This is a genomic window from Methylohalomonas lacus (genome assembly GCF_024808875.1).
In the GTDB taxonomy this organism is placed as follows: domain Bacteria; phylum Pseudomonadota; class Gammaproteobacteria; order Methylohalomonadales; family Methylohalomonadaceae; genus Methylohalomonas; species Methylohalomonas lacus.
Genome location: NZ_JANUCT010000017.1, coordinates 29181 through 54710, shown reverse-complemented (window position 1 = coordinate 54710; position 25530 = coordinate 29181). Strand labels below are relative to the sequence as shown.

At 61.2% G+C, this 25530-nt stretch carries 25 protein-coding genes; 9 read left to right on the top strand and 16 right to left on the bottom strand.

The window, feature by feature from the left end:
- Nucleotides 1–194: 194 nt before the first annotated feature.
- Nucleotides 195–2993 (bottom strand): DNA polymerase I, encoded by a 2799-nt coding sequence (polA, locus tag J2T55_RS11165; protein ID WP_259056731.1) that lies wholly within the window; start codon nt 2991–2993, stop codon nt 195–197.
- Nucleotides 2994–3108: 115 nt separating this feature from the next.
- Here polA and J2T55_RS11160 point away from each other — a divergent pair, with 115 nt between their 5' ends.
- The 4 genes from J2T55_RS11160 (at nt 3109) to J2T55_RS11145 (ending at nt 5894) form a co-directional block, all read left to right on the top strand.
- On the top strand, nt 3109–3834 hold the full coding sequence (locus tag J2T55_RS11160) for an LOG family protein (protein WP_259056726.1): 726 nt from the start codon (nt 3109–3111) through the stop codon (nt 3832–3834).
- A 49-nt stretch (nt 3835–3883) separates the two neighbouring features.
- Entirely contained in the window at nt 3884–4354 is a 471-nt protein-coding gene (locus J2T55_RS11155; protein ID WP_259056724.1) for a DUF2782 domain-containing protein, read from the top strand.
- Between the two features lie 179 nt (nt 4355–4533).
- The gene (gene thrB, locus J2T55_RS11150) at nt 4534–5499 is read left to right on the top strand and encodes a homoserine kinase (RefSeq protein ID WP_259056722.1); all 966 of its coding nucleotides are present in this window, start codon (nt 4534–4536) and stop codon (nt 5497–5499) included.
- Nucleotides 5475–5894 carry a gamma-glutamylcyclotransferase family protein gene (locus J2T55_RS11145; protein ID WP_259056721.1) on the top strand — a complete coding sequence of 140 codons (420 nt, stop codon included), beginning with the start codon at nt 5475–5477 and terminating at the stop codon, nt 5892–5894. Before thrB ends, J2T55_RS11145 begins: the two co-directional genes overlap by 25 nt.
- Here J2T55_RS11145 and mgtE read toward each other — a convergent pair.
- The 15 genes from mgtE to J2T55_RS11070 all read right to left on the bottom strand — a co-directional run bounded on the left by mgtE (nt 5891) and on the right by J2T55_RS11070 (nt 18660).
- Nucleotides 5891–7261, bottom strand: a complete 1371-nt coding sequence (gene mgtE, locus J2T55_RS11140) for a magnesium transporter (RefSeq protein ID WP_259056719.1) — start codon at nt 7259–7261, stop codon at nt 5891–5893. The genes J2T55_RS11145 and mgtE overlap by 4 nt on opposite strands.
- A 112-nt stretch (nt 7262–7373) precedes the next feature.
- On the bottom strand, nt 7374–9101 hold the full coding sequence (ptsP, locus tag J2T55_RS11135) for a phosphoenolpyruvate--protein phosphotransferase (RefSeq protein WP_259056717.1): 1728 nt from the start codon (nt 9099–9101) through the stop codon (nt 7374–7376).
- Complete coding sequence (locus tag J2T55_RS11130) at nt 9098–9370, bottom strand: HPr family phosphocarrier protein (protein WP_259056708.1); 273 nt, start codon at nt 9368–9370, stop codon at nt 9098–9100. The genes ptsP and J2T55_RS11130 overlap by 4 nt, the downstream gene beginning before the upstream one ends.
- Nucleotides 9367–9768 carry a PTS sugar transporter subunit IIA gene (locus J2T55_RS11125; protein ID WP_259056706.1) on the bottom strand — a complete coding sequence of 134 codons (402 nt, stop codon included), beginning with the start codon at nt 9766–9768 and terminating at the stop codon, nt 9367–9369. The genes J2T55_RS11130 and J2T55_RS11125 overlap by 4 nt, the downstream gene beginning before the upstream one ends.
- A gap of 67 nt (nt 9769–9835) precedes the next feature.
- Nucleotides 9836–10708 (bottom strand): RNase adapter RapZ, encoded by an 873-nt coding sequence (gene rapZ / locus J2T55_RS11120; protein WP_259056704.1) that lies wholly within the window; start codon nt 10706–10708, stop codon nt 9836–9838.
- A gap of 9 nt (nt 10709–10717) precedes the next feature.
- Entirely contained in the window at nt 10718–11740 is a 1023-nt protein-coding gene (gene hprK / locus J2T55_RS11115) for an HPr(Ser) kinase/phosphatase (RefSeq protein WP_259056702.1), read from the bottom strand.
- A 12-nt stretch (nt 11741–11752) separates the two neighbouring features.
- A complete protein-coding gene (ptsN, locus tag J2T55_RS11110) occupies nt 11753–12199 on the bottom strand; it encodes a PTS IIA-like nitrogen regulatory protein PtsN (RefSeq protein ID WP_259056701.1) in 447 nt (148 codons plus the stop codon).
- Nucleotides 12200–12271: 72 nt separating this feature from the next.
- Nucleotides 12272–12595 carry a ribosome hibernation-promoting factor, HPF/YfiA family gene (gene hpf / locus J2T55_RS11105; protein ID WP_259056694.1) on the bottom strand — a complete coding sequence of 108 codons (324 nt, stop codon included), beginning with the start codon at nt 12593–12595 and terminating at the stop codon, nt 12272–12274.
- Between the two features lie 23 nt (nt 12596–12618).
- Nucleotides 12619–14112 (bottom strand): RNA polymerase factor sigma-54, encoded by a 1494-nt coding sequence (locus J2T55_RS11100; RefSeq protein WP_259056693.1) that lies wholly within the window; start codon nt 14110–14112, stop codon nt 12619–12621.
- Between the two features lie 43 nt (nt 14113–14155).
- Nucleotides 14156–14920, bottom strand: a complete 765-nt coding sequence (lptB, locus tag J2T55_RS11095; protein WP_259056692.1) for an LPS export ABC transporter ATP-binding protein — start codon at nt 14918–14920, stop codon at nt 14156–14158.
- 18 nt (nt 14921–14938) lie between these two features.
- Nucleotides 14939–15502 carry a lipopolysaccharide transport periplasmic protein LptA gene (gene lptA / locus J2T55_RS11090; RefSeq protein ID WP_259056691.1) on the bottom strand — a complete coding sequence of 188 codons (564 nt, stop codon included), beginning with the start codon at nt 15500–15502 and terminating at the stop codon, nt 14939–14941.
- 3 nt (nt 15503–15505) lie between these two features.
- Nucleotides 15506–16117: an LPS export ABC transporter periplasmic protein LptC gene (lptC, locus tag J2T55_RS11085; protein ID WP_259056690.1), complete on the bottom strand. Its 612-nt coding sequence runs from the start codon at nt 16115–16117 to the stop codon at nt 15506–15508.
- A 17-nt stretch (nt 16118–16134) separates the two neighbouring features.
- Nucleotides 16135–16668 carry a 3-deoxy-manno-octulosonate-8-phosphatase KdsC gene (gene kdsC, locus J2T55_RS11080; protein WP_259056689.1) on the bottom strand — a complete coding sequence of 178 codons (534 nt, stop codon included), beginning with the start codon at nt 16666–16668 and terminating at the stop codon, nt 16135–16137.
- Entirely contained in the window at nt 16665–17675 is a 1011-nt protein-coding gene (locus tag J2T55_RS11075; RefSeq protein WP_259056688.1) for a KpsF/GutQ family sugar-phosphate isomerase, read from the bottom strand. Before J2T55_RS11075 ends, kdsC begins: the two co-directional genes overlap by 4 nt.
- Before the next feature lie 4 nt (nt 17676–17679).
- Nucleotides 17680–18660, bottom strand: a complete 981-nt coding sequence (locus tag J2T55_RS11070) for a calcium/sodium antiporter (protein ID WP_259056686.1) — start codon at nt 18658–18660, stop codon at nt 17680–17682.
- A 104-nt stretch (nt 18661–18764) separates the two neighbouring features.
- Between J2T55_RS11070 and J2T55_RS11065 the strand changes: the two genes are divergently transcribed.
- The 5 genes from J2T55_RS11065 (at nt 18765) to J2T55_RS11045 (ending at nt 25472) form a co-directional block, all read left to right on the top strand.
- Nucleotides 18765–19778, top strand: coding sequence for an aminoglycoside phosphotransferase family protein (locus tag J2T55_RS11065; RefSeq protein WP_310521986.1), 1014 nt, complete (start codon nt 18765–18767; stop codon nt 19776–19778).
- Nucleotides 19778–20464 (top strand): N-acetylmuramate alpha-1-phosphate uridylyltransferase MurU, encoded by a 687-nt coding sequence (murU, locus tag J2T55_RS11060; protein ID WP_259056684.1) that lies wholly within the window; start codon nt 19778–19780, stop codon nt 20462–20464. The genes J2T55_RS11065 and murU overlap by 1 nt, the downstream gene beginning before the upstream one ends.
- 237 nt (nt 20465–20701) lie before the next feature.
- A complete protein-coding gene (locus tag J2T55_RS11055; protein WP_259056681.1) occupies nt 20702–22948 on the top strand; it encodes a transglycosylase SLT domain-containing protein in 2247 nt (748 codons plus the stop codon).
- A 56-nt stretch (nt 22949–23004) separates the two neighbouring features.
- Nucleotides 23005–24417 (top strand): glutamate-cysteine ligase family protein, encoded by a 1413-nt coding sequence (locus J2T55_RS11050; RefSeq protein ID WP_259056672.1) that lies wholly within the window; start codon nt 23005–23007, stop codon nt 24415–24417.
- Nucleotides 24414–25472, top strand: coding sequence for a M14 family metallopeptidase (locus tag J2T55_RS11045; protein ID WP_310521985.1), 1059 nt, complete (start codon nt 24414–24416; stop codon nt 25470–25472). The genes J2T55_RS11050 and J2T55_RS11045 overlap by 4 nt, the downstream gene beginning before the upstream one ends.
- The last annotated feature ends 58 nt before the right edge of the window (nt 25473–25530 follow it).

Below are 25530 nucleotides of genomic sequence, written 5' to 3'. Positions count from 1 at the left end.
CCTTCAGTTTGTCCTGATCCATTGTCTCTGCCATTGATGGGCTCCTCTTGTACACTAGCACCAATGGGCAGTTACACAATTTGATTTACAGGCTCGGAAACGGGTTGAAATCCGCGAACCATCGGGCGGGATGGGGCCCGGCCCCATCATCAGGCCCAGCCAATCACCATTCACCCATTACCCATCACCCGTCATCAATGCGCCTCGTCCCAGTTGTCACCGACGCCGGCCTCGACTTCCAGCGGAATGCGCAGTTCGGCCGCCTCGGTCATGAACTTGCGGATCTGTGAGCGGGCGCTGTCGACATCGCCCGCGGCGATCTCGAACACCAGCTCGTCGTGAACCTGCATGACCATGCGTATGTCAAGCTTCGAACGGGCGATCCACTCGTCGATGCGGATCATGGCGCGCTTGATGATGTCGGCGGCGGTGCCCTGCATGGGTGCGTTGATCGCGGTGCGCTCGGCGTACTGGCGGCGGTTGCCGTTTTTCGAGCGGATGTCCGGCAGGTACAGGCGGCGCTTGAACACGGTTTCGACGTAGCCGCGGTCGCGCGCCTGGGCGCGGGTGTTGTCCATGAACTGCTTGACCCCGGGGTAGCGGCGGAAGTAGCGATCGACGTAGGCCTGCGCGGCGTTGCGCTCGATGCCGAGCTGCCGGCCCAGGCCCCAGGCCGACATGCCGTAGATAAGGCCGAAGTTGATCGCCTTGGCGGCACGGCGCTGCTCACTGTCGACCTGGTCGAGCGCGGTATCGAAGACCTCGCTGGCCGTCGCCCGGTGAATGTCCTCGCCGGCGGCGAACGCCTCCAGCAACCCCTCGTCCCCGGACAGGTGCGCCATGATGCGCAGCTCGATCTGCGAATAGTCGGCGGCGAGGATCTTGTAGCCTGACGGCGCGATGAAGGCCTGGCGAATACGGCGGCCTTCCTCGGTGCGAATGGGGATGTTCTGCAGGTTCGGGTCCGACGACGACAGCCGGCCGGTGGCGGTGACCGCCTGGTGGTACGAGGTATGCACGCGGCCGGTGTCCGGACTGACCAGCTTCGGCAGCTTGTCGGTGTAGGTCGAGCGCAGCTTGCTGAGTCCGCGGTGATCCAGGATCAGCTGTGGCAGCCGGTATTGCTCGGCCAGTTCCTCGAGTACCGACTCGGCGGTGGACGGCTGGCCCTTGGGTGTCTTGGCCGTCACCGGGATCTGCATCTTGTCGTAGAGAATGGTCTGGATCTGTTTCGGTGAGCCGATGTTGAACGCCTGGCCGGCCTCGTCGTGCGCCTGGCGCTCGATGGCCTGCATCTTGTCCTCGAGCTCCGCGCTTTGTGTATTCAGCAGGTCGGCGTCGATAGCGACGCCGTTGCGTTCCATGCGCGACAGTACCACCACCAGCGGCATCTCGATCGTTTCGTAGAGGTTTTTCAGATCGGCGTCGGCCTCGAGCTGCGGCCAGAAGGTCTCGTGCAGCTGCAACGTGATGTCGGCGTCCTCGGCGGCGTACGGTGCGGCGTCGTCGATCGCGACCTGGTCGAAGGTGATCTGCTTGGCGCCCTTGCCGGCGACCTGTTCGTACTTGGTAGTCTGGGTGTCGAGATGGGCCTCGGCCAGCGTGTCCATGTCGTGGCGGCTGGCGACGCTGTTCAATACATAGGATTCGAGCATGGTGTCGTGCTGCACGCCGGTCAGTTCGATGCCGTGATTGGCGAGCACGTTCATGTCGTACTTGAGGTTGTGGCCAACCTTTGCCGCGCCGGTGTTTTCCAGCAGCGGTTTGAGCTGTTGCAGTACCGTGTCGTGATCAAGTTGTGCCGGTGCGCCGGGATAGTCGTGCGTCAGCGGCACGTAGGCGGCTTCGCCGGCCTGGATTGCGAACGATAGGCCGACGATGCGTGCCGCCATGTAGTCGAGACTGGTGGTTTCGGTATCGAAGGCGAACAGTTCCGCCTTTTGCAGGCGCTGCAGCCAGTCATCGAACAGTGCCTGATCGAGGACGGTCTGGTAATTTCGCGCCGGCTGCTGCCTGCGGCGCGCCGATTGTTGCGCGTCGCTGCTGGAATCGCCTGTGCCGGTCTTGCTGTCGCCGCCCCCGTGGTCGGGCTGTTCCGGCGCGTCGCCGCTGTCCATCTCGCGCAGCAGCGCGTTGAAACCATGCTGCTCGTAGAGCGGCCGGATGGTCTGCGGATCCGGTTCGCCCGGCATCAGGTCCGCCGGCCGGAAATCGAGTTCGACGTCACACTTGAGCGTGACCAGCTCGCGCGACAGTGGCAGCTGATCGAGCGAGGCGCGCAGGTACTCGCCGACCTTGCCCTTGATCTCGTCGGCATGTTCGATGATTGCGTCCAGCGAACCGTACTGGTCCAGCCACTTGGCCGCCGTCTTCGGTCCGACCTTGGGCACGCCGGGGATGTTGTCGATGCTGTCGCCCACCAGGGTGAGATAGTCGATAATCTGGTTCGGACTGACGCCGAACTTCTCGCGTACGCCGGCTTCGTCGTAGACGGCACTGTTCATCGTGTTGACGATCGTGATCGAGTCGTCGACCAGCTGCGCCAGGTCCTTGTCGCCGGACGAGATGACCGTGTGCATGCCGGCGTCGGTGGCCTGTCTGGCCAGCGTGCCGATGACATCGTCGGCCTCGACGTTGTCGATCACCAGCATGGGAATGCCGAGTGCCTTGATCAGCCGGTGCAGCGGTTCGATCTGCGCCTTCAGGTCGTCCGGCATCGGCGGTCGGTTGGCCTTGTACTCGGCGTAGAGATCGTTGCGGAACGACTTGCCGCTGGCGTCGAAGACGACCGCGAAATACGCACTTTCGTAGTCGCGGCGCAGCTTGCGCAGCATGTTGACGACGCCGTAGACCACGTGGGTCGGTTCGCCCTGCGGATTGGTCAGCGGCGGCAGGGCATGGTAGGCGCGAAAAATGTAGTAGGAACCGTCGACCAGCACCAGCGTATTGTCGCTGGCGCGGGCCTTGCGGGACTGGGTCTTGCGCTGGGTCATGGCGATGGATACTGATGCGTCGTGCTGTTGGCGCCGGGCCAACTGTGCAACAATGAACGCTTGCTCGATAACAAGCCTGAATCGGCCGGCGCGTTGCGCCGGAAGCCTGCCCATTATGAATGATCGCCCGACAACTTCACATCATGTTCGTACCGAAGCCGATGACGCCGCGCTAACGCGTGAATCCTGGAAGGTGTTCCAGATCATGGCCGAGTTCGTCGAGGGCTTCCAGAAGCTTGCCGGCATCCGGCCATCGGTGAGCATGTTCGGATCGGCCCGCTTGCCGCCGGATCATCCCTGGTACGCGCTGGCCGAGGACATCGCCGGGCGCCTGTCCAACGCCGGTTTCTCGGTGGTCAGCGGCGGCGGTCCGGGCCTGATGGAGGCGTTCAACAAGGGTGCGGTGACCGGGCGCGCGCCGAGCATTGGCCTGAACATCCAGTTGCCGCACGAACAGAGCGGCAATGCCTACCAGGATATTGCCCTCTATTTCAAACACTTCTTCGCCCGCAAGGTGATGTTCGTCAAGTACGCGACCGCCTACGTGGTGCTGCCGGGCGGCTTCGGCACGCTCGATGAGTTGGCTGAAATCCTGACCCTGATTCAGACCGGCACCAGCCGCCGCATTCCCGTCATTCTGGTCGGCCCCGAATTCTGGGAAGGACTTGTGGACTGGTTCCGCGATACGCTGGTCGAAGAGGGTATGATTGACCGTGACGACCTCGATATTCTGCAGATCGTCAGCGAGCCGCAGCAGGTGCTCGAAGAGATTTTTCGTTACTATGAACAGCGCGGTTTCGAGCCAACAGCCGAGGAACAGGAAAAGCAGCTGCACCTGTAGTGAGGTGCGCGGCAGGCCCGGAGGATTCATGATGCAGGAGACCAAGACGATGTTGCGAACATTATTCGCCCTGAGCCTGGCGCTGGTATGGCACATGCCCGCACTGGCGCAGACCGGCGAAGTGCCGGGCATGCCAGAGGATCCGGCCATGGCCGAACCCAAGCCGCCGCCGCGGGTGGAGGAAGAGAAAGCGCGGCAGGCGCAGCAGGAAGAACAGGCCCGCCAGCGGCAGGAAGCCGGTGATGATGATGGCGCCGCGGCGGTACCGGCGCCGCCGGAACTGCCGGAGCGCATGGAAAGCGGCGAGCCGATCGAGCCGGAGGTGACGATCATCCAGCGCGAGGATGCCGAGATCGAGGAATACCGCGTCAACGGCCGGCTGTACATGGTCAAGGTCAAGCCCAGCAACGGGCCGGTCTATTACCTGGTCGATCGCGACGGTGACGGCCACATGGAATCGCGCATCAGCGGCATCAAGGACGATCCCATCGTGCCGCAATGGGTGATTTTCAGCTGGTAGCGGTTAAAACTTCACGCCGCCGGCGCCAGCGGGCACAATAGACGGACAGCCATGCGTCCATGTGGCCATACCGGGACGAAATCCGGTGTGGCAGCAGCGGTTACGGGGCTTAACCATTAAAATAACTAATCACGCCGCCCGGTCTACCACCGGACTGGCTTGTTGACGGCGATCGCAGCATGTCCGTTTATACGGTCGTAACGACAGAACAACTCAAGCAATTCCTGGCCGGCTATGATCTGGGCGAACTCGAACAGTTCGTCGGCATCAGCAACGGTATAGAAAATACCAATTACTTTGTCACCACCAGCACCGGCGATTACGTTCTGACGCTGTTCGAGGTTCTGCAGGCCGACGAGCTGCCCTATTTTCTCGAACTGATGGCGTTCCTGGCCGAGCATGATATCCCCAGCGCGCACCCGGTACCGGATCGCAACGGTATGTATCTGCAGCGGCTCAACGGCAAGCCGGCGGCGCTGGTGCAGCGGCTCAACGGTGCCAGTGTGGATTTGCCGACGCCGACGCAGTGCCGCGCCATTGGCGAACAGATGGCACGCATGCATGTCGCTTGCGATCAGTTCGGCATGCACCGCGACCCGGTGCGCGGACCGAAATGGTGGGTTACTACAGCTGCCGAGGTGATGCCGAAGCTGAGCCACTCGGACCAGGCCCTGCTCCGGGCCGAGCTGGAATTCCAGGCCGCCGTCGACACGCGTGATCTGCCGTTCGGCATCATCCATGCCGACCTGTTTCGTGACAACGCATTGTTCGTCGGCGAACGCCTGACCGGTATCATTGATTTTTACTACGCCTGCAATTTCTACCTGATTTATGACCTGGCGGTGACGGTCAACGACTGGTGTAACAGTGGCGACAGTGCTGTCGACAGTGACAATGCCGCGCACCTGCTCGGCGGTTATCAGCGTTTCCGTACGGTGACGCCGCGGGAGATCGATGTCTGGCCGGCGATGCTGCGCGGTGCCGCCCTGCGCTTCTGGCTGTCGCGCCTCCGGGACATGCACTTTCCGCGGCCCGGCGAGATCACGCATATCAAGGATCCGAACGTGTTTCGTGATGTGCTCACCAGCCGCATCGGCGTCGATGACGAGTTGCGCGCCATGTGGCAGACCGCCGTCAGTGCCTGAAGGACTTCTTGATGTCGCGTTACGGCGTTTTTGTCTACGGCACGTTGCTCGATGCGGATCTGCGCTGCGAGGTCTGCGGCCGGTCGGTGCCGGCAGCGCCGGCGCGACTGCCTGATTACCGGCGCTACCGGCTGCGTAACCTCCCTTACCCGGGTATCGTCGCCGAGCCCGGTGCCGAGGTCGTCGGCCAGTTGCTGGATGTTGATGCGCGTACGCTGGCGGCGCTGGATCGTTACGAAGACAGCTGCTACGAACGCCGTCTGCTGGAGGTGGACAGCGAAGCCGGCCGCCAGCGCGCCTATGTGTACGTCATTCCACAGGCCCGACGGCATCTCATCGATCCGCGCGACTGGGACCTGGATCGCTGGCGGCGTTGGGCCAGACGCCGGGGCTAGACCAGTGCCAGCACGATCGCGGCCAGACCGAGAAAGCTGAGAAAGCCCACCACATCAGTTACCGTGGTCAGCAGCACACCGCCGGCGATGGCCGGGTCGACGCCAATCCGTTTCAGTAACAGGGGAATCAGCGCACCGGCCAGTGCACCGGAGGCCAGCGTGATCACCATTGCGGCGCCGATTACCAGACTGACCAGGTGATTGCCGAACCACAGGTAGGCGATCACGCCGACAACCAGCGCCCAGAGCAGGCCGTTCAGAAAGCTGATGATCAATTCCTTGCGCAACAAGGGCTGGATGTTCGATTTGCCGATCTGGCCCAGCGCCAGGCCGCGTACCATGATCGTCAGGGTCTGGTTACCGGCGACGCCACCCATGCTGGCGACGATCGGCATCAGCACGGCCAGGGCGACAAGCTGCTGAATGGTCGCCTCGAAGCGGCCGATAACCGCGGCAGCGACAAAGGCGGTAATGATGTTGATGCCCAGCCAGACGGCGCGGCGGCGCGTGCTTGACCAGATCGGTGCGAACAGGTCGTTTTCCTCGATGCCGGCCATGCGCCTGAACGTCTGTTCGGCTTCTTCCTGAATGACGTCGACCACGTCGTCAATGGTGATCCGCCCCAGCAGATGATTTTCCTCATCGACTACCGGTGCCGAAACAAAGTCGCGTTGTTCGAACTTTTTGGCCACTTCGGCAGCAGGCAGCGTTGCCGGTAACGGCTCGGCCGAGGTATTCATGCATTCGCCAACAGTGCGTTCGCTATCGTTCAGAAACATTGCGGTCAATGGCAGAACGCCGAGAAACCTGTTGTCGCGATCCACAACCACCAGCGAGTCGGTGTTATCGGGAATTTCGCTGCGCCGACGCAGGAAACGGTTGACCACATCGAGGGTGACATCGGCCCGTATCGGAATGACATCCAGGTCCATCAGGCCGCCGGCGGTGTCTTCCGGGTAGGACATCACCGAGGCCAGACGCTGCCGATTCTGCTCGTCCATGGCGAGCAGCACGCTTTCGATCAATGCTTCCGGCAGGTCCTGGAGAATGTCGGCGGCGTCGTCGGTATCCAGGGAGCGGGTGGCTTCCACCACTTCCTGCGGCTGCATCAGTTCCAGCAGGCTGACGCGGACGGACTCCTGGGCATGCGCGAGGACGTCACCGGCACTATCCGGATCGATCAGCCACCAGACGCGCTGGCGATCCTGGTTCGGCAGGCTTTCCAGCAGATCGGCGACCTCGGAGGCGTGGATATTCGCGAGCAACTCGCGAATAGCGGCCGGATCCTCGTTGTCCAGCGCCTCGCGCAGCTGCTCGAGCGTCGGCTGTTCGATGGTGTCCTGGGATGTGGTTTCGGGATCGGTCATGATCACCCCTGTTGCTTGCAACTTGGCAGTGTAGCAAGCGCACTTAAGGCGGGTAAGATCCCGGTGGCGAAATAATCGCCGGGTCAGTAAATCTTGCGTGCCCGAATCGCGGCTAGCTTTGCATCAATTGCAGGACATCACCGCCACTACAGGCCTGTAGCGCCTTGCGTGCGAGCTTCTCCAGATCGCGAATACGGCTGTGCATGACGATCTGTTTCACCTCCAGAAGCACGGCCGGGTGAACACTGAACTCACGCAGACCCAGGCCCAGCAGCAGGCGTGTATATTCCGTTTCACCAGCCATCTCGCCGCACATGGCGACCGGTATGCCGGCGCGTTCACCGGCCTGGAGCGTCTGGTGGACAAGACGCAAAACAGCCGGGTGTAACGGATCGTATAAATAGTTGACTTCCTCATTCACCCGGTCGATGGCCATCGTGTACTGGATCAGATCGTTGGTGCCGATGGACAGGAAGTCGAGGTGTTTGGCAAAGATATCGGCGCACACGGCCGCTGCAGGTACCTCGATCATGCCGCCTACGGCGATATCGTGATCGAACGGAATGCGCTTATCGCTGAGCTCCTGCTTGAGCTCAGTGACCATCTGCAACACCTGCTCCATCTCGTGCACATTCGACAGCATCGGGATCATCATGCGTACCGGTCCGAGTGCCGAGGCGCGCATGATCGCACGCACCTGCGGCCGGAATAGCGCTGGTTCTTTCAGGCATAGCCGAATTGCGCGCAGACCCAGTGCCGGGTTTGACTGCACCGGACCGCTCTGACGGCCGCCGTCAACCTGCTTATCTGCGCCCAGGTCCAGAGTGCGAATGGTCAGCGGCAGGCCGTCGAGAATACGAATGACGCTGGCATAGGTTTCATAATGTTCTTCTTCGTCCGGTGGCGTTTCGCGGTTCATGTACATGAACTCGGTGCGGTAAAGACCGACGCCGCTGGCACCGACCTCGCGTACGTTTTCAAAATCACGCGGTAGTTCGATGTTGGTTTGCAGGTCGATAGTAACGCCGTCCTGGGAAACCGTTGGTGCCAGCCGGATCTTCTTGAGGTCGGTGAGATAACGCTTTTCTTCGCGCTGACGGCGTTTGTAATGGTTCAGCGTACGTTTGTCGGGATTGGCAAGCAGTACACCCCGGGTGCCATCGATAACCAGCTGCTCGTCCTCGCGCACATAACGACGCGCCTGGTGAACGCCAACGATGGCGGGAATGCCCAGGCTACGGGCAAGGATGGCAGTATGCGAGGTCGGGCCACCGAACTCGGTGGCAAATGCGACGATACCCTGGTACTGCAGTAACACGGTGTCTGCTGGCGTCAGGTCATCAGCCAGGACGATATAGCCACTGAGGCGGCTATCCGGCTCCTCGTGGCGCAACGGTGTGTGCTTGAGCAGGATGCGCTGGATACGATTGATGACATGAACGACATCATCCTTGCGCGTGCGCAGATAGGCATCGTCCATTTCCTCGAACACATTGACCAGCGCGTCACGCTGCATACGCAAAGCCCATTCGGCATTGCATTGCATATCGCGAATCAGTTTGCCGGGTTCCTCGGTAATCGCGACGTCTTCAAGCATCAACAAGTGCGTATCGATGAACGCGGCAATATCCGAACCCACTTCACGCGGCACATGATTACGGATTGCACGCAGCTGCTGGCGCGCACTTGAGATGGCCGATTCGAAACGTTTGACCTCGGCCTCTACATCATCCGGCGTGATGTTGTATTCGGGGATTTCGAGCTGGTTGCGCTCGATGATATGCACATTGCCGATGGCAATGCCACGTGATACGCCAACGCCGTGCAAGGCAAAACTCATTCAGACTCTCCGAACCGATTCTCGGTTAACTCGGTCAATGCCTCGAGCGCTGCCTCGGCATCATTGCCGTCGGCCTCGATCTCGATACAGCTGCCCTTGCCTGCGGCCAGCATCATCACGCCCATGATGCTTTTACCACTGACACGCCTGCCATTGTGGATCAGCGTTATTTCGCTTTGGTATTCGGAAGCGGTCTGTACAAAGCGCGCTGCTGCACGTGCATGCAGGCCGAGTTTGTTGACGATATTGATCTGGGTTTTTTCAGTCATGCTTGATGATCATCCCTGGCCATGAAAACGCCGTCGCGCCCCCCCGTCACGGCTTTTTGTGCCAGTGCGTCGAGATCCAGTTGCGGATAGTTGAGTACCCGTACCAGCATGGGCAGATTCATGCCGCTGATAATTCGTACCTGGTGAAACTCGCCCAGACGGTTGGCGATGTTGCTGGGCGTGGAACCGAACAAGTCGGTAAGTACCAGTACGCCATCTCCCTCATCGAGCAAATCGAGCAGTTCCTGTGCATCGGCCATGAGGTCTTCCGGTTCGCTTTCACGCGAGGCCGTTAACAGTTTGGCGTTCATCGGGCAACCGCCCAGCATGTGCGTGGTCGTGCCGAGCAGCGCCGGACCGATACCGCTATGACTGATGATTAACAGGCCGACACTCATGGTTTTTCTCCGAACGACTCAACAGAGCCCCGGCATATGTTCATCCAGTATAAAATCATAAACAGGACTAGATATCGCGGTGGCGCACCAGCGTCGTTTTACCCTGTTCCATGAAAAAACGTGACAGTTTTTCCACCATGTAGACCGAACGATGCTGGCCACCGGTGCAGCCGATAGCCACCGTCAGGTAGCTGCGGTTGTCAGCTTCGAACTGGGGGATCCAGGTCTCCAGAAACCCACGTATCTGTTGCAGCATGGTTTCGACCTGTGGCTGCGCCTCCAGGAACTGGATCACCGGATCATCACGGCCGGTATAGGGCCGTAGTTCCTGGTTCCAGTGCGGGTTTGGCAGGCAACGTACGTCAAAGGCAAAGTCGGCATCGCGTGGCAGGCCGAGCTTGTAACCAAATGAGGTCAGTTGCAGGGACAACGCATTGGGCGCGCGCCGGGCAATACGTTCGCGGACCAGGTCACGCAGTTCATGTAGTTGTGTGTGACTGGTGTCGATACGCAGGTCGGCCGCCTCGGATAATGGCCCCATCAGGCCGCGCTCCTTGCGCAGGGCCTCGGTGAGATTGACCTGGTTCGAAGACAGTGGGTGTTTGCGCCGTGTCTCGCTGAAACGCCGGGTAAGCACGTCATCCGTCGCTTCGATAAAGATCAGCTCGGTGCTGATGCCGTGTTCACGCAGGGACTGAATGGTACCCGGTAGCGTGGTCAACTCCTGTTCGGGGTTGCGTGCATCAATACCCAGCGCCAGGCGGTTGGCAAACAACGGATAGCCCTGTTCAAGTCGATCAAGGATCGATACCAGCAAGCTGGCTGGCAGATTATCGATGCAGTAGTAGTCCAGGTCCTCGAGCGTGTTCAGCGCCACGGTCTTGCCGGCCCCGGACAGGCCGCTGACAATAATGACTCGACGTTGCTTGGCCTCAGTCATTGTCGCGACTCACTTGCTGGCGGTTTGCTGGATCAGCTGGCGCTGGCGATCGGCAAAGTCCTGCGAGGCGTTGTAACCGCTCATGCGCAGCAGATGACTGTGTGCGGCACATTCGACCAGTACAGCAAGGTTGCGACCCGGCGCCACCGGCACCGTGATTTCCGGCACATCCACTTCCAGGACACGCTGCGTGCGATAACTGCCCTCGAGACGATCAAGCTTGAGCAGTCGGTCCTTGTCCATTGGTTCGAGGCGAATGATAAGGCGCAGGTATTTATTGCCCTTGATGGCGTTGTTGCCGAACAGCTCGCGTACATTGATGATGCCGAGTCCGCGCACTTCAAGAAAATCGGTCAGCAACTCCGGGCAATAACCATTGATGATGTCCGGCGCGATGCGCGAGAACTGCGGCGCGTCGTCGGCCACCAGCCGGTGACCACGGGTGATGAGTTCCAGTGCCAACTCGCTCTTGCCGATGCCGCTGGGGCCGGTGATCAATACCCCGATCGCCATGACCTCCATGAATACGCCATGTAATACGACGACATCGGCAAACAGGTTGCTGAGGTAATAATGCAGCGACTCGGTCAGCTTGGTACTCGACAATGGCGTCGTGAACATGGGGATGCTTTGTTCATTACAGCGACGCTTGAGCAGGGTCGGCGGTATCTGTGATTCGGCGATGACCAGGCATGCCGGTTGATGGCTGAACAACTGGCGGATGGCGTCCTGGCGCGAGATGTCGCGCAGGCTTTCGAGATAGTTCAGTTCGATCTTGCCGAGCACCTGAATCTGGTGCGGGTGGATCAGGTTGAGATAACCGACCAGTGACTTGTTAGTGGGCGTCTTGATCCGGGGGCCTTGATTGTTGCCATGCGTGTCGAATTCGTCGGCAGCATAGTCCTGCGGCCGTAGGCTGGACTCTTCCGGTGTGATAATGCGTTTGCCACCTTCCTGACCAGCGGCCCATTCAAGCATCAGCTTTTGTGCATGATTATTGAACAGGTCGGTGACGCTAATCTGGTCGGTCATGGCGGCACCCGTTTATTCTTTCAGCAGTTCGTACAACGCTGTATTCGACCCGCCCTGGCGCAGCCTGGTGACCAGCTCCGAGTCACTGAACATTTCTGCCAGTCGTGCCAGCACCTGCAGGTGTTCATCGGTTGACGCCTCCGGCACCAGCAGGGCAAATAACAGATCCACCGGTTGCTGATCGACGGCATCGTAGTCGACACCCTCGTTGAGCTGGATAAAGGCCCCCAGGGTTTGCTTGCTGCCACGCAGACGGCCATGCGGTATGGCGACACCATGACCGAGGCCGGTGCTACCAAGCCGTTCGCGCGCGCACAGGCTGTCGAATATTTCCGTCTGCGTCAGGTCCGGCGTATCGTCGGCGATCAGGTTGGCGAGCAGCTCCAGGACACTCTTTTTGCTGGAGACGTCGACATTGCCCGCGATACGGGAGGGAGAGAGTATTTCGGAGATTTGCATGTGACTTACATTGTGGCTTATGTGGCTGTCTGCGATGCGCCTGCTCGATCCCTTGAATGATATCACTTCGGGTTACAGGCTCTGGGATTTCAGGCCACCTTCGCTGCGGTGGTGGTCGGTCATTTTTTCCTTGTGCTTTTTCAGTTGCCGATCCAGCTTGTCCATCAACTCATCGATCGCAGCATACATACTCTCCTGCTCGGTGTTGGCGAACAGCTCGCCGCGGCTGACGCTGATGGTGGCCTCGGCCTTGTGCCGCTCTTTCTCGATGCTGAGTATGACATGCACATTCGTGATTTGATCGAAGTGCCGCTCCAGGCGCTGGAACTTGGTTTCCACATACTCGCGCAGGGCAGGTGTGACGTCCATCTGCTGACCGGTGATATTGATTTGCATGGCGGCCTCCTTTAGGGGACTGGTTATAGATGCTTGCGCTCGTTCGACGGCGGTATGGACATGGCCTCACGATACTTGGCTACGGTGCGTCGCGCCACTTCAATGCCGCGATCGGAAAGAATGCTGGCAATTTTGCTGTCGCTCAGGGGTTTCTGCGGGGGTTCCTCGCTGATCAGCTTCTTGATCTGGGCGCGGATCGAGGTCGACGAGGCCGTGCCCCCCATGGTCGTGCTGACGTGGCTGGAGAAGAAGTATTTCAGCTCGAAAATGCCACGCGGCGTATGCATGTACTTGCGGGTTGTTACCCGCGAGATGGTCGACTCGTGCATGCCCAGGGCCTCGGCAATATCATGCAGGACCAGCGGTTTCATTGCCTCTTCGCCGTGTTCGAGAAAAGCCTGCTGGCGCTCGACGATGGCGGAGGCGACGCGTAACAGCGTCTCGCTACGGCTTTGCAGGCTTTTGATGAACCAGCGCGCTTCCTGCAGATGCGATTTCAGCGAATTGTTGTCGTTGCTGTTGTCGGCGCGGCGAACCATCTGCGCGTAACTGCTGTTGATACGCAGTTGCGGAATTGCCTCGCCGTTGAGTTCCACTCGCCAGACGCCCTTGTCCTTCTTCACATAGACGTCCGGAATGATGTATTCCGGCTGTGTGTTCTGTACCTGGCCACCCGGGCGTGGGTTGAGCGACTGGATCAGGTTCAGAACCTCTTGCAGTTCGTCGCGACTGAGCCGGGTCTGACGTATCAGCGCATTGTAATCGTGCGCCGCGAGCAGCTGCAGGTGCTGGTCGACAACCAGGTGCGCCGCGTCCTTCCAGGCGACATCGCCGGGCAGCTGGTGCAGCTGGATCAGCAGGCATTCGCGCAGGTCAGTAGCGGCAACGCCGGGCGGATCCATGGCCTGGATGATATGCAGCACGGCACGCACCTCGTCCAGGCCGAGCGTGTCCGTATTATCGTCATCGGGTTCGCCCTTGATGTCCGTGCTCAGGGATTCGTGGATTTCCTCGAGGCTCAGGGTGAGATAGCCGTCGTCGTCGAGGGCGTCGATGATGGCCAGCGCGATGGCGCGGTCGGTTTCGCTGGTCGGGGTCAGGTTGAGCTGCCAGCGCAGGTAGTCATGCAGTGATTCGCCCGGACCGCTCTGATTGTCGTAGCCGTTCAGATCCGGATCGGCACTGCCCGTGGCGCCCTGGTAGCTGAGCGGGTCGTAAATATCGTCCCAGACGCTGTCGACCGGCAGGTCGTCGGGAATATTCTCCTGTTGCAGGCCGCTTTCGGCTTCAGTCCCGGCTTCGCTGCTGTTGCTGGTTGTTTCCGCCTCGCCGTTCGTTGCCGGGGCTTCCTCCTCGCCCTCATCCTCGTCCAGCTCCAGCATCATGTTCGATTCCAGTGCTTCCTGGACCTCGGTCTGCAGCTCCAGACTCGATAGCTGTAACAGGCGTATGGCCTGTTGCAGCTGCGGCGTCATGGTCAGGCTCTGGCCGATGCGTAATTGCAGCGAGGGTTTCATATACTGACTATTCTAACTGAAATTCGACCGCTTGTAGGTGACTCTAGAGCCGGAAGTGTTCGCCCAGGTAGACCTCACGCACCTGATTATTCGAGAGAATTTCATCCGGCTCACCGGCGGCGATGATCTGGCCATCGCTGACAATATAGGCGCGGTGGCAGGTGCCCAGCGTTTCGCGCACATTATGATCGGTGATCAGGATGCCGATACCGGCCTCGCTCAGGCGCCGGATGATGGCCTGGATATCGCTGATCGATATCGGATCGATGCCGGCAAACGGCTCGTCCAGCAGCAGGAACAATGGATCCATGGCCAGCGCCCGGGCGATCTCGACGCGCCGGCGTTCGCCGCCGGACAGGCTCGCGCCGACACTGTCGCGCAGACGGGCGACATGAAACTGCGTCAGCAGATCCTCAAGCCGTTGCTCGCGGTCGCCGGGGCTCAGGTCGGGGCGCGTCTGCAGGATCGCCATGATGTTGTCGGCAACCGTCAGCTTGCGGAAGATCGATGGTTCCTGCGGCAGATAACCCAGCCCCAGCTGCGCGCGCTGGTCGATCGGCAGACGGCTCAGGTCGGTGTCGTTGAGGAAAATGCTACCGGTATCGGCCGGGATCAGGCCGACGATCATGTGAAAGCTTGTGGTCTTGCCGGCGCCGTTCGGCCCCAGCAGGCCGACGATCTCGCCGCTGTGCACGTTCAGGCTGACGTCTTTCACCACCGGCCGCGACTTGAACGTTTTTGACAGGTTGCGAACACTCAGTTCGCTGCCCGGCGCCGCGGTCACGCTGGCCTCGGCGCTGACTGCCATTGGGCTCACCGACACCGCCTATTCACTGTCGCCGGACTGTTTTTTCGGCGTGATGATCACGCGTACGCGACCGTCTTCGCCCTCCTCCGTGACCGGCGCGTCCTTGCCTTCCGGTGTGCTCTTGGCGACCACGCGACTGTTGATGGTGTCGTATTCGATACGCCGGCCGGTGAAGGTGACATCTTCCTGTACCACCTTGGCATCATCGATAAGAATGATCATGCCGTCGTTAAAGTAGCGCTCCATGCGCTGCGCCCAGGCCTCGTCGTAGACGTCGCTGTCGTCGGGCAACTGCTTGTAGTAGGCGCGGTCGCCTTCAAGGATGGCGCGGTCGAGTTCCTTGTTCTCATCGTAATACACCGTCAGTGTATGACCGGACATGAACAGCGAGCCCTGGGTGACCTCGACGTCGCCGCGATACACCGTGGTGCCTTTCTGGTCATCGAGTTCGGCGCTGTCGGCGACGATTTCCATGGGCTTGTCGCTATCGGAGGACAGTGCCGGCAGACTGGTTGGCCACAACAGTGTTGCCAGCAGGCTGCCGAGTAACGGCACATAATGCTTGGCGGTCATATATTTCATAGTCTATTCCGGTTCGGGTTGTTCGCTGCGTCCGGTCTCGCGATCCGGACGGGTCTGGCTGGCCTCAAGGACGGTCTTGACCCGGCTCAGCATCTCGATGCGACCTTCCTTCATGTACGCGCGCATGCCGACGCTGTCGGTGCGCGACTCGGGTGTGGTCAGCGTTGCCGGCTGGTCGGTTTCGGCCATGTCGCGCTCGGGATAAACCGTCGCCGCGCTGGTCGTGATCTCGAACACCGGCGTGTCGGCTTCACCCGGTTCCCAGAAACGCACGTTGTCACGCAACAGGATAACCTCATTGCCGGATGTCACCCAGCCCCGATCGGCGCGCACGTGTAGTGGCGGGCGGCCGGGCCGGAACATCTCAAGCCGCGGTCCAGTCAGTTCCGTCTCCCCTTGGTCCTCGAAATGCGCCATAAAATCCGCGCGCAGGCGCGTTTCCGGGTCGCCCTCGACGTCCATGTTCAGGCTGTCGAGGTCGGTCATGGTGTAATCCGGCACACGTTCGGCGGCACGCTCGTCGCCCTGTTGGTCGTGCTCAAGCTGGTAGACAACGTAGAAACTGACCGCCGTCAGCGGCAAGAGCAAAAGAATGAGGCGCCAGCGCAGCGACATGGTTGCCCGGCATCCGCCTAGTTGGCGGCATCCGTATAGCGCGCCAGCAGGGGCGCCAGCCGTTGCTGGGCATCGAGGATGAGTTCGCACACCTCGCGCACCGCGCCGCGGCCGCCGGCGGCCGCTGTGACGAAGTCGGCGCGTTCGCGTACCAGTGGGTGGGCGTCGGCGACCGCCACCGCCAGCCCGGCGCGGTTCAGTACCGGCAGATCGACCAGGTCGTCGCCGACGTAGGCGGTGTCCGCTGCCGGCAGGTCCAGTTCATCCAATAGTGCGCTGTAGGTTTGCGCCTTGTCCTGGCTGCCCTGGTAGACGTATTCGATGCCGAGCGCGGCCATGCGTTCGGCGGTAACCTGGGACTGGCGCGCGGAGATGATCGCCACCTTGAGGCCGGCTTCGCGCATCAGCACCAGGCCGAGGCCGTCGCGCACATGAAATGCCTTATGTTCCGTGCCGTCGTCGCCGAGGATCAGGCGGCCATCGGTAAGCACGCCGTCGACGTCGAAGATCGCCAGCCTGACGCGTTCGGCCTTGGCGGTCACCGTGTTCATACGACGCCCGAACGCAGCAGGTCGTGCATATTGAGAACGCCGATCAATTTCTGCTGGTCGTCGACCACCAGCAGGGCGTTGATCTTGTGATCCTCCATCAGGCTCAGTGCTTCCACCGCCAGCGCCTCGGCGCGTGTGGTCTTGCACTGGCGTGTCATCACCTCGGCAATGGGCGCGCTGCGCACGTCGATGCCGGCATCCAGGGTGCGCCGCAGGTCACCGTCGGTGAACACGCCGGCGACACGATTGTCGGCGTCGACCACGGCGGTGGTGCCGAGCCCCTTGCGGGTCATTTCCAGCAGCGCCTCCCTGAGCGTGGTGGTTTCCGTTACTACCGGCATTTCGTCGCCGGTATGCATGATATTGCTGACATGCAGCAGTAGTCGCCGGCCGAGCGTGCCGCCGGGATGTGACAGCGCGAAGTCCTCGGCGCTGAACTCGCGCGCTTCGAGCAGGGCGATGGCGACGGCGTCGCCCATGGCCAGCGTTGCCGTGGTACTTGAAGTCGGTGCCAGACCCAGCGGACAGGCTTCCTTGTCGACGCTGATGTCGAGGCTGACGTCCGCGGCCTGGGCCAGCGTTGACCGGGGCTTGCCGGTCATGGCGATTAGCGGTACGCCGAGGCGTTTGATGACCGGCAACAGGGCGACGATCTCGTCGGTTTCGCCGGAGTTCGACAGTGCCAGCACCACGTCATCGGGCGTAATCATGCCGAGGTCGCCGTGGCTGGCCTCGCCCGGGTGTACGAAAAACGCCGGCGTACCGGTGGAAGCCAGCGTGGCGGCGATCTTGCCGCCGATATGGCCGGACTTGCCCATGCCGAGGACGACGGTGCGGCCCTGGCAGTTGAGCAGGAAACGGCAGGCGCGCGCGAACTCGGCGTCGATGCGCGGTGCCAGCGCGGCGATGGCCGCGGTTTCGGTCTCGATCACGGCCCGGCCCAGCGTAATCAGGCGCTCGGCATCGAATTCGTGCAGGTGGCGGAGGTCGCGGTTCTTGCTGGTCATGGCGTCAGACGTGTGTGCCCGGGTCGATGAACAGCCAGGCCTGATAGGCGATAAAACAGGCAAGCAGCAGCAGGCCTTCCGGCCGGCCGATACGGCCGCGTTGTCTTGTGAATAGCATCAGTCCCATCAATACGCTTAAGCCGACCATGACCGGAAAATCGCGGGCGATGACGCTGACCTGAAAGGCGTCCGGATTGAGCAGCGCTGGCACGCCCAATACGGCCAGCATGTTGAACATATTTGACCCGATAATATTGCCTATCGCAATGTCGGCCTCGCGTTTCATGATACTCGCAATTGACGCCGCCAGCTCGGGCAGACTGGTACCGACGGCGATGATCGTCAGGCCGATGACCAGGTCGCTGATGCCGAACGCTGCAGCGATGAAAACTGCGCCGCGAACCAACAGTTCAGCACCGCCGAGCAACAGCAACAGGCCGATGCCCAGATACACGGCGGCGCGCAACGGCGCCATCTCGGCACGGTATTCCTGGTCGCTCTCGGCGATCAGCGGGTCATCGTCACCGCTGACTGCGACGCGGCGGGCGATGTAAATGATGGCGGCCATCACGGCAACCAGCGCGCCAATCAGGATCAGGCCATCGGCGCGTGTCAGGTCGAGGTCGAGCAACAGCAGGCCGGCGAGACCGATGGCCAGAGCCATCAGTCCGTATTCACGGCGTACCGAGTTGGAGGTGACGACGATCGGCAGCACCACGGCGCTGGCGCCCAGTACCAGTGCGACATTGGCGATGTTCGAGCCGATGGCATTACCGATCGCGATTTCAATATGACCGTCCAGCGCGGCGACCGAGCCAACCAGCACCTCCGGTAACGAGGTGGCCATGCCGACCACGGTCAGGCCGATCACGAACGGCGTTACGCCGACATTGCGGGCCGTGGCTGCAGCGCCGAGGACAAAGCGGTCGGCACCGTAGGACAGCAGCACCAGGCCGGCGATGACGGCGAGACAGGCTAGTAGCATAGTCGGTTACGGACTCCAGTACCGGGCTGGCGGAAAGAGGCGCAATCATGCCAGATGCCGGCGATTCGGCAAAACCGGCGCATTCATGGATGTGACAATTTATAATGTCGCCGATGATGGCAACACCGCAATCGACCGCCGCAACCGACCCGCGCCTGGCCGCGCTGCATGACTGGCTGGCGCCGCGCTTCGGTATCGTCACGCTCGAACCGGCTTCGAGTGACGCCAGTTTTCGTCGCTATTTCCGTTTCCATCAGGGCGGCCGCAGCTATGTCGTCATGGACGCGCCACCGGAACACGAAGACTGCCGGCCGTTCGTCGATATCGCCGCGCGTCTGCAGCGCGCCGGCCTGCACGTACCCGGGATACTGGCCGCGGATCTCGAACGCGGCTTTCTGCTGCTCGGCGATCTCGGCACCACGGTTTATCTGGCGGTGCTGAACGAGGCCAATGCCGATGCGTTGTTCGCCGATGCCATCGCCGCGCTGGTGACCATGCAGGCCGATGCCGATGCCAGTGGTCTGCCGGCCTACGACCGGGCGCTGTTGTTGCGCGAGCTGAACCTGTTCGTCGACTGGTATCTCGGTCGTCACTTGCAGATCGAGCTGGACGCGGCCGAAGCCGCGGATCTGGCCGCCGTGTTCGAAGCGCTGATAACGCGTGCCCAGGCCCAGGCGCAGGTGTTCGTGCACCGCGACTACATGCCACGCAACCTTATGGTCAGTCAGCCCAACCCGGGCGTGCTCGATTTCCAGGACGCCGTGGTCGGGCCTGTCAGTTACGACCCCGTGTGCCTGTTCCGTGACGCCTTTATCAGCTGGCCGGCGGCGCGCGTCAGCGACTGGCTGCACGAGTACTGGCAGCAGGGACGCGCGCGCGGCGTGCCATTGCCACCGCGCTTCGCGGATTTCCAGGTCGACGTCGACTGGATGGGTGTGCAGCGCCATCTAAAGGTGCTCGGCATCTTCGCCCGCATCCGTCACCGCGACGGCAAGCCGCAGTATCTCGAGGACGCGCCGCGCTTTTTCGAGTACATCCTGCAGGTGGCACCGCGCTACCCGGAGCTCGCGCCGCTGGCTGCACTGTTTGCGAAACGCATCCTGCCCGCGGTGCATTGATGCAGGCGCTGATCCTTGCTGCCGGGCGCGGCCAGCGTATGCGGCCGCTCACCGACCGGACGCCGAAGCCGTTGCTGGAGGTGGCCGGCAAGCCGCTGATCCAGTATCACGTCGAGCGCCTGGCGGCGGCCGGCGTGCGCGATCTGATCATCAATCACGCCCGTTTCGGTGATCAGATCGAGGCGCGACTGGGCTCCGGCAACGCTTTCGGTGTAAGCATTCACTATTCTGCCGAGGGCGACCAGCCACTGGAAACGGGCGGCGGTATCCGCAACGCGCTGGCGCTTATCGACAGCGATCCGTTCCTCGTCGTCAACGCTGACGTCTACACGGATTTTCCGTTCGCCGAGCTCGCCATGCCGGCCGAAACGCTTGCGCACCTGTTGCTGGTCGACAATCCCGGCCACAACAATGCCGGCGATTTCGCGCTCGCCGACGGTCGTGTGGGGTACGCCGCGGACGTCCCCGGCCGCCGCTATACCTACAGCGGCATCGGTCTTTACCGGCCTGCGCTGTTCGCCGACCAGCCGGCCGGTGCCTTCCCGCTGGCACCGCTGCTGCGCGAGGCCGCCGCTACCGGCCGGGTCAGCGGTCAGCACTATGCCGGTGTCTGGATCGATGTCGGCACGCCAGAGCGCCTGCGCAGCCTGGATGCCGCCCTGCGCGCCGGTGATCCACCCGCCTGAACCGAACGTCCGTCGGCCTGTCCCATAGACAGACGTCTACATTGCGGTGCAGCATAAAGCTTGTTATGCTGTGCCCCTGTTTAGGCAGTATTCTCAATATATTGTATAATTAACACCTGCATGCCCAATATATAGCGCTAGAGTCCAGGGCGCACGTTCGTACCGACCGCTATCACAGTTCGATCCGTTACTGAATTGAAGCTGCTGGCGGTCGTGGTCGTGCAGGGAGGGCAAGTTTTGCTGAGCAACAATCTGACAAATAAGCTGCTGCATCGCTTCGTGCCGAACGATCACGTTCGCCCGATCGTTGCGCTATGCCTGCTCGGCATCGTACTGACACTGGGTCAGGCTGGCCTCATGCTGTCGACCGGCAGCTATACCGAGGGCTCGGTCGCAACCGCCAAAACCGCCGCCCACAGCAATTTCGCCAACAGCCTCGATGACGCCCGGCACCAGCCGCCGCAGGTTTCCGGCCGTATCCTGCCGCTCGTGACGGCAGCGCTGGCAGCGGCGGACGACAGGTTGCGCGTGCTGGCACAGCGCCGGCCCGGCCAACCGCAACAACCGGCGCTTGCCGGCGGCGAAATCCAGCTGCTGGAAGACTATGCCGCAGCGGTCGATCGTGAGCTGGTCTGGATACTGGTCGACAGCGCCAGCGAACTGGTGCCCGCCCTGCAATCCGGCCAAGGCGATCTGATCGCCGGCCAGCATGAATACCTGAATACGGGCACGCTGACCGCGGCCGAGCTAACCCAGCCGTGGAGCGTGTCACGCCAGCGGCTGGTGATACATCGCGATGGCGCGGAGCTGGCCAGCCTGGCCGAGCTGACCGCCGGCAGTATTGCCGTGCCGGCGAGTTCGCCGGCGCGTCCGCTGCTGCAAAATCATGCCGCCGAGCATGCCGAACTGGACATAGTTGTCGTTGACACCGGGCAAACGTCCACCGATATGCTGCGCAAGGTTGTGCAGGGTGAATACGACATGGCCGTTGCCGACAGCGCCGTGCTTGCCGACTACCTGCCGCACCAGCCGCAGCTGGATGTGGCCTTCGATCTGCCCGAGGCCCAGAACCTGGCCTGGGCGGTACACCCGGAGGCCGATGATCTGCGTCAATCCATCGACAGTTACCTGAGTCGAGAAGCATTGTCGCGCAGTGTGGCGGACGTGCGCTTTGACGATTTGCCGGGGATCACCGAACGGCGCCAGCTACGCGTCATCACCTATCAGAGCCCGGCGAATTACTATCTCGCCGACAACGGCGAACTGCGTGGTTTTGAATACGATCTGATTCGCCGCTTCGCCCGCGAGCACGACCTGCGTGTCGAGGTTGTCGTGGCACCGTCACAACAGGATATGGTGCGCTGGTTGCTGGAAGGCCGCGGTGACCTGATCGCCGCGTCGGTACCGGCGGCCAGCGTTCGCAACAACCCGAAACTGAGTGTCTCGCGTCCCTATAACTATGCCGCGCCATTGATCGTGGGGCGCGACAGTGACGACACGCTGCTTGATGCCCGCGACCTTGATGGCCGGCGTATCGTCCTGCCGGCCGGTAGCCCGCACAAGCGCTTGCTGGAACGTTATCAGCAACGCGGTATCGCGGTGGACGTCGTCACCGCCGACGACAACCAGTCTCTCGGCGAGATCCTGCAGCGGGTGGCGAAAGGTATTTATGATCTCACCGTGGTCGACAGTCACAAGTCACAGGCACTGCTGGCGGCTGACAAGGAAACGCAGGCGCACTTCCCGATCAGCGAACCGCTGCCGCATGGCTGGCTTATGCGTGACGATGATCAGCAGCTGCTGATGGCCGTGAATGACTATCTGGCCGAGACCTATCGCAGCCGCGATTATAATGTTCTGTATGCGCGCTACTTCGAGCAACCGATCAGGTACACACCGCTGGAAAAAAGCACCGACAGGCTGCTGGCGCTGGGCGGGGAACTGTCGCCCTACGACGAGCTGGTCCGGCGTTACGCTGACGAATTCGGTTTCGACTGGCGTCTGATCGTCGCGCAGATGTACCAGGAAAGCCGTTTTGATCCGGCGGCACAATCCAGTGCCGGTGCCATCGGCCTGATGCAGCTGCTGCCGACAACCGCCGACGATCTTGGCTTCACCGAATTATATCAGCCCGAATCGTCCATCCACGCCGGGGTAAGTTACCTGAACTACCTGTATAAGCGTTTTGATGAGGCGCTGGCATTTGAAGATCGGATCTGGTTGTCGCTGGCAGCTTACAATGCCGGCTACAGCCGGGTGGAACAGGCCCGACAACGCGCTCGCGAAATGGGCCTGGATGCCAACCGCTGGTTCGATAACGTCGAAAAGGCCATGCTGACCATGCGTAATGACACGACCTGCAGTTGCGGTCAGCCGGTCGCCTACGTGCGCGAGATCCGTTCGCGTTATCACAGCTATGTACGCCTGACCCGGCTGGCACAGTATGCTGCGCGTGACAGTCGCGCCGTAAGCCACGATACCTGATCGCCTGACCGGCATGTGCTTGCTATCCTGTCAGCATCGACAGACAGGGCCAGAACATGGGTCAGGAAATCAAAGCCAGCCGGTTCACCGCACAGGATTTCAGCCGGTTTCTGCATCGCTTGAACGAGGAAACCCGGCAACTGGGTGAGGACTTCAAGCAACAAACCTTATCCCAGGACGCGAATATCGGTGGCTTTGAACTCGAAGCCTGGCTGATCGATCGTGATGGTTACCCTGCGGCGGTCAACCAGCAATTCCTGGAACGCATCAACAACCCGCTGGTCGTGCCGGAACTGGCGGCCTTCAATGTTGAACTCAACAGCCGGCCAGTCAAACTGCAGGCCGATGCCCTGTCGGCAATGGAGCGGGAGCTGCAGGCAACTTGGCGCACGTGCCAGGAGACGGCCGCCACACTCGATGCCGCGTTGCTGATGACCGGCATTCTGCCGAGCGTGGTGGAAACGCAGCTGAGCCTGAGGAACATGTCGGCCCAGGCGCGTTATCGGGCATTGAATGAACAGGTGTTCCTGTTGCGTCATGGCGATCCGATACATCTGCATATCGATGGCCGCGAGACACTGCAACTGACGCACCACGATGTCATGCTGGAGGCCGGCACCACCTCTTTGCAGATACACCTGCAGGTGCCAAGCGTCAGTGCGCATGATTATATGAATCTGGCGCAGATCCTGTCGGCCCCCATGGTGGCACTGGCGGCCAATTCGCCCTACCTGTTCGGCCATGACCTCTGGGACGAAACACGCATCGCGTTGTTCGAACAGGCGGTGGAGGTTGGCTCACCGAAGCAGCGCCGGGTTACCTTTGGCAAGGGCTATACCCGTGAATCCCTGTACGAATGCTTTCGTGAAAATCTTGACGTTTACCCGGTACTGGTGCCGATCGATCTTGCGGACAGCAGCGAGCCGTACCCGCACCTGCGCTTCCATAACGGTACGATCTGGCGCTGGAACCGGCCGTTGATCGGTGTCGAGACGGACCCGGCACACGTGCGCATCGAACACCGCGTGGTACCGGCCGGACCGAGCGTGGTCGACTGCATCGCCAATGCCGCGGTCTTTTACGGTCTGGTCCAGTACTGGGCCAGCGACGCTACAGTGCTCAGCGAACATATCGACTTCCAGACCGCACGTGGCAATTTCTATCAATGCGCGCGTCATGGATTGCAGGCCAATGTCATCTGGCAGGATGGACGCGACTCCAGCATCCAGACGTTGTTGCTGAACGATCTTTTGCCGCAGGCACGTGCCGGCCTGCAACAGCTGGCCATCGCTGCGGATGATATCGATCATTACATCGGCCTGGTTGAGGCGCGCGTTGCCAGTGGCCGCAATGGTGCCGGCTGGCAGCGACAATGGGTGGCCCGGCACGGACGTGATATGGCAGCACTGACGCGCGCCTGTTACGAAAACCAGGAATCCGGTCGGCCGGTACACGAGTGGCCGCTATGAGTCTGCTGAGCATCCGTCACGATCTGCCGGCGGACGTTCTCAGGCGGCCGGCGACCAGGCTGTTCGAGGTCCTCGACGGGCCGACACTGATCCACCTGCCCGGCGATCGACCGCAGCCGCTGTTCGTGTCCGTGCTCATGCATGGCAACGAAGACACCGGCTGGCGCGTCATCCGCAACGTTCTGGAAGAATACGGCGAACGCCTGCCGCGGGCACTGTCGATCTTCATCGGCAACGTCCGGGCGGCGCGATACGGCAAGCGGCGGCTGGAACGCCAGCCGGATTACAATCGTATCTGGGCCGCCGACGGCGACACGCCCGAACATGACATGGTGCGAGGAGTGCTTGCCAGCATGCGCGAGCGGCAGGTATTTGCCAGCATCGACATTCATAACAACACCGGCATCAATCCGCACTATGCCTGTGTTAACCGCCTTGACCCGCGCTACCTGGAACTGGCGCGACGTTTCTCGCGCATGGTCATCTATTTCACCCGGCCGAGCGGCGTACAGAGCTTGGCCTTTGCCCGGCTGTGCCCGGCGGTCACGCTGGAATGCGGCCAGCCCGGTGATGAAATCGGCATTCAGCTGGCGACACGCCTGGTCCGGCAGATGCTGGAAGCCGACAGTCTGCAGGGTGATCCGGCACTGATCGACGACATCGACCTCTACCATACCGTCGCGGTAACCAAGGTGCCGAATGACATCAGTATCAGCTTCAGCGGTGAAGTCGCCGATGTGCGCTTCATACGCGGTATCGAGCAGCTCAACTTCGAGGAGATTCCGGCCGGCACCCGGCTGGCGGACGTGACAACCCCATCCATGCCGCTCAATGTCATGGACGAGGACGGTCGTGATATCGGCGCTGCCTACTTCGAAATCAACGATGGTCGCCTGCTGACCCGCCAGGCGCTGATGCCATCCATGCTGACCGTGAATGAACGCATCGTGCGCCAGGACTGTCTGTGTTACCTGATGGAACGCTACGATCCGAGTCGGGGCGAAAAGCCCCTGCCTGAAACCCCGCTGTGGAATGATGCGGCACCGCGCTCGTAACCGGGCGGAGGTTTTAAACAGGTTGCCGTCCCATTCACACTCACTGAATGGTCCATTA

What these genes read in the sequence shown, in the direction of transcription:
- polA (WP_259056731.1), bottom strand. Translation starts at nt 2,993, where the DNA reads ATGACCCAGCGCAAGACCCAGTCCCGCAAGGCCCGCGCCAGCGACAAT.
- J2T55_RS11160 (WP_259056726.1), top strand. Translation starts at nt 3,109, where the DNA reads ATGAATGATCGCCCGACAACTTCACATCATGTTCGTACCGAAGCCGAT.
- J2T55_RS11155 (WP_259056724.1), top strand. Translation starts at nt 3,884, where the DNA reads ATGTTGCGAACATTATTCGCCCTGAGCCTGGCGCTGGTATGGCACATG.
- thrB (WP_259056722.1), top strand. Translation starts at nt 4,534, where the DNA reads ATGTCCGTTTATACGGTCGTAACGACAGAACAACTCAAGCAATTCCTG.
- mgtE (WP_259056719.1), bottom strand. Translation starts at nt 7,261, where the DNA reads ATGACCGATCCCGAAACCACATCCCAGGACACCATCGAACAGCCGACG.
- ptsP (WP_259056717.1), bottom strand. Translation starts at nt 9,101, where the DNA reads ATGAGTTTTGCCTTGCACGGCGTTGGCGTATCACGTGGCATTGCCATC.
- J2T55_RS11130 (WP_259056708.1), bottom strand. Translation starts at nt 9,370, where the DNA reads ATGACTGAAAAAACCCAGATCAATATCGTCAACAAACTCGGCCTGCAT.
- J2T55_RS11125 (WP_259056706.1), bottom strand. Translation starts at nt 9,768, where the DNA reads ATGAGTGTCGGCCTGTTAATCATCAGTCATAGCGGTATCGGTCCGGCG.
- rapZ (WP_259056704.1), bottom strand. Translation starts at nt 10,708, where the DNA reads ATGACTGAGGCCAAGCAACGTCGAGTCATTATTGTCAGCGGCCTGTCC.
- hprK (WP_259056702.1), bottom strand. Translation starts at nt 11,740, where the DNA reads ATGACCGACCAGATTAGCGTCACCGACCTGTTCAATAATCATGCACAA.
- ptsN (WP_259056701.1), bottom strand. Translation starts at nt 12,199, where the DNA reads ATGCAAATCTCCGAAATACTCTCTCCCTCCCGTATCGCGGGCAATGTC.
- hpf (WP_259056694.1), bottom strand. Translation starts at nt 12,595, where the DNA reads ATGCAAATCAATATCACCGGTCAGCAGATGGACGTCACACCTGCCCTG.
- J2T55_RS11100 (WP_259056693.1), bottom strand. Translation starts at nt 14,112, where the DNA reads ATGAAACCCTCGCTGCAATTACGCATCGGCCAGAGCCTGACCATGACG.
- lptB (WP_259056692.1), bottom strand. Translation starts at nt 14,920, where the DNA reads ATGGCAGTCAGCGCCGAGGCCAGCGTGACCGCGGCGCCGGGCAGCGAA.
- lptA (WP_259056691.1), bottom strand. Translation starts at nt 15,502, where the DNA reads ATGAAATATATGACCGCCAAGCATTATGTGCCGTTACTCGGCAGCCTG.
- lptC (WP_259056690.1), bottom strand. Translation starts at nt 16,117, where the DNA reads ATGTCGCTGCGCTGGCGCCTCATTCTTTTGCTCTTGCCGCTGACGGCG.
- kdsC (WP_259056689.1), bottom strand. Translation starts at nt 16,668, where the DNA reads ATGAACACGGTGACCGCCAAGGCCGAACGCGTCAGGCTGGCGATCTTC.
- J2T55_RS11075 (WP_259056688.1), bottom strand. Translation starts at nt 17,675, where the DNA reads ATGACCAGCAAGAACCGCGACCTCCGCCACCTGCACGAATTCGATGCC.
- J2T55_RS11070 (WP_259056686.1), bottom strand. Translation starts at nt 18,660, where the DNA reads ATGCTACTAGCCTGTCTCGCCGTCATCGCCGGCCTGGTGCTGCTGTCC.
- J2T55_RS11065 (WP_310521986.1), top strand. Translation starts at nt 18,765, where the DNA reads ATGTCGCCGATGATGGCAACACCGCAATCGACCGCCGCAACCGACCCG.
- murU (WP_259056684.1), top strand. Translation starts at nt 19,778, where the DNA reads ATGCAGGCGCTGATCCTTGCTGCCGGGCGCGGCCAGCGTATGCGGCCG.
- J2T55_RS11050 (WP_259056672.1), top strand. Translation starts at nt 23,005, where the DNA reads ATGGGTCAGGAAATCAAAGCCAGCCGGTTCACCGCACAGGATTTCAGC.
- J2T55_RS11045 (WP_310521985.1), top strand. Translation starts at nt 24,414, where the DNA reads ATGAGTCTGCTGAGCATCCGTCACGATCTGCCGGCGGACGTTCTCAGG.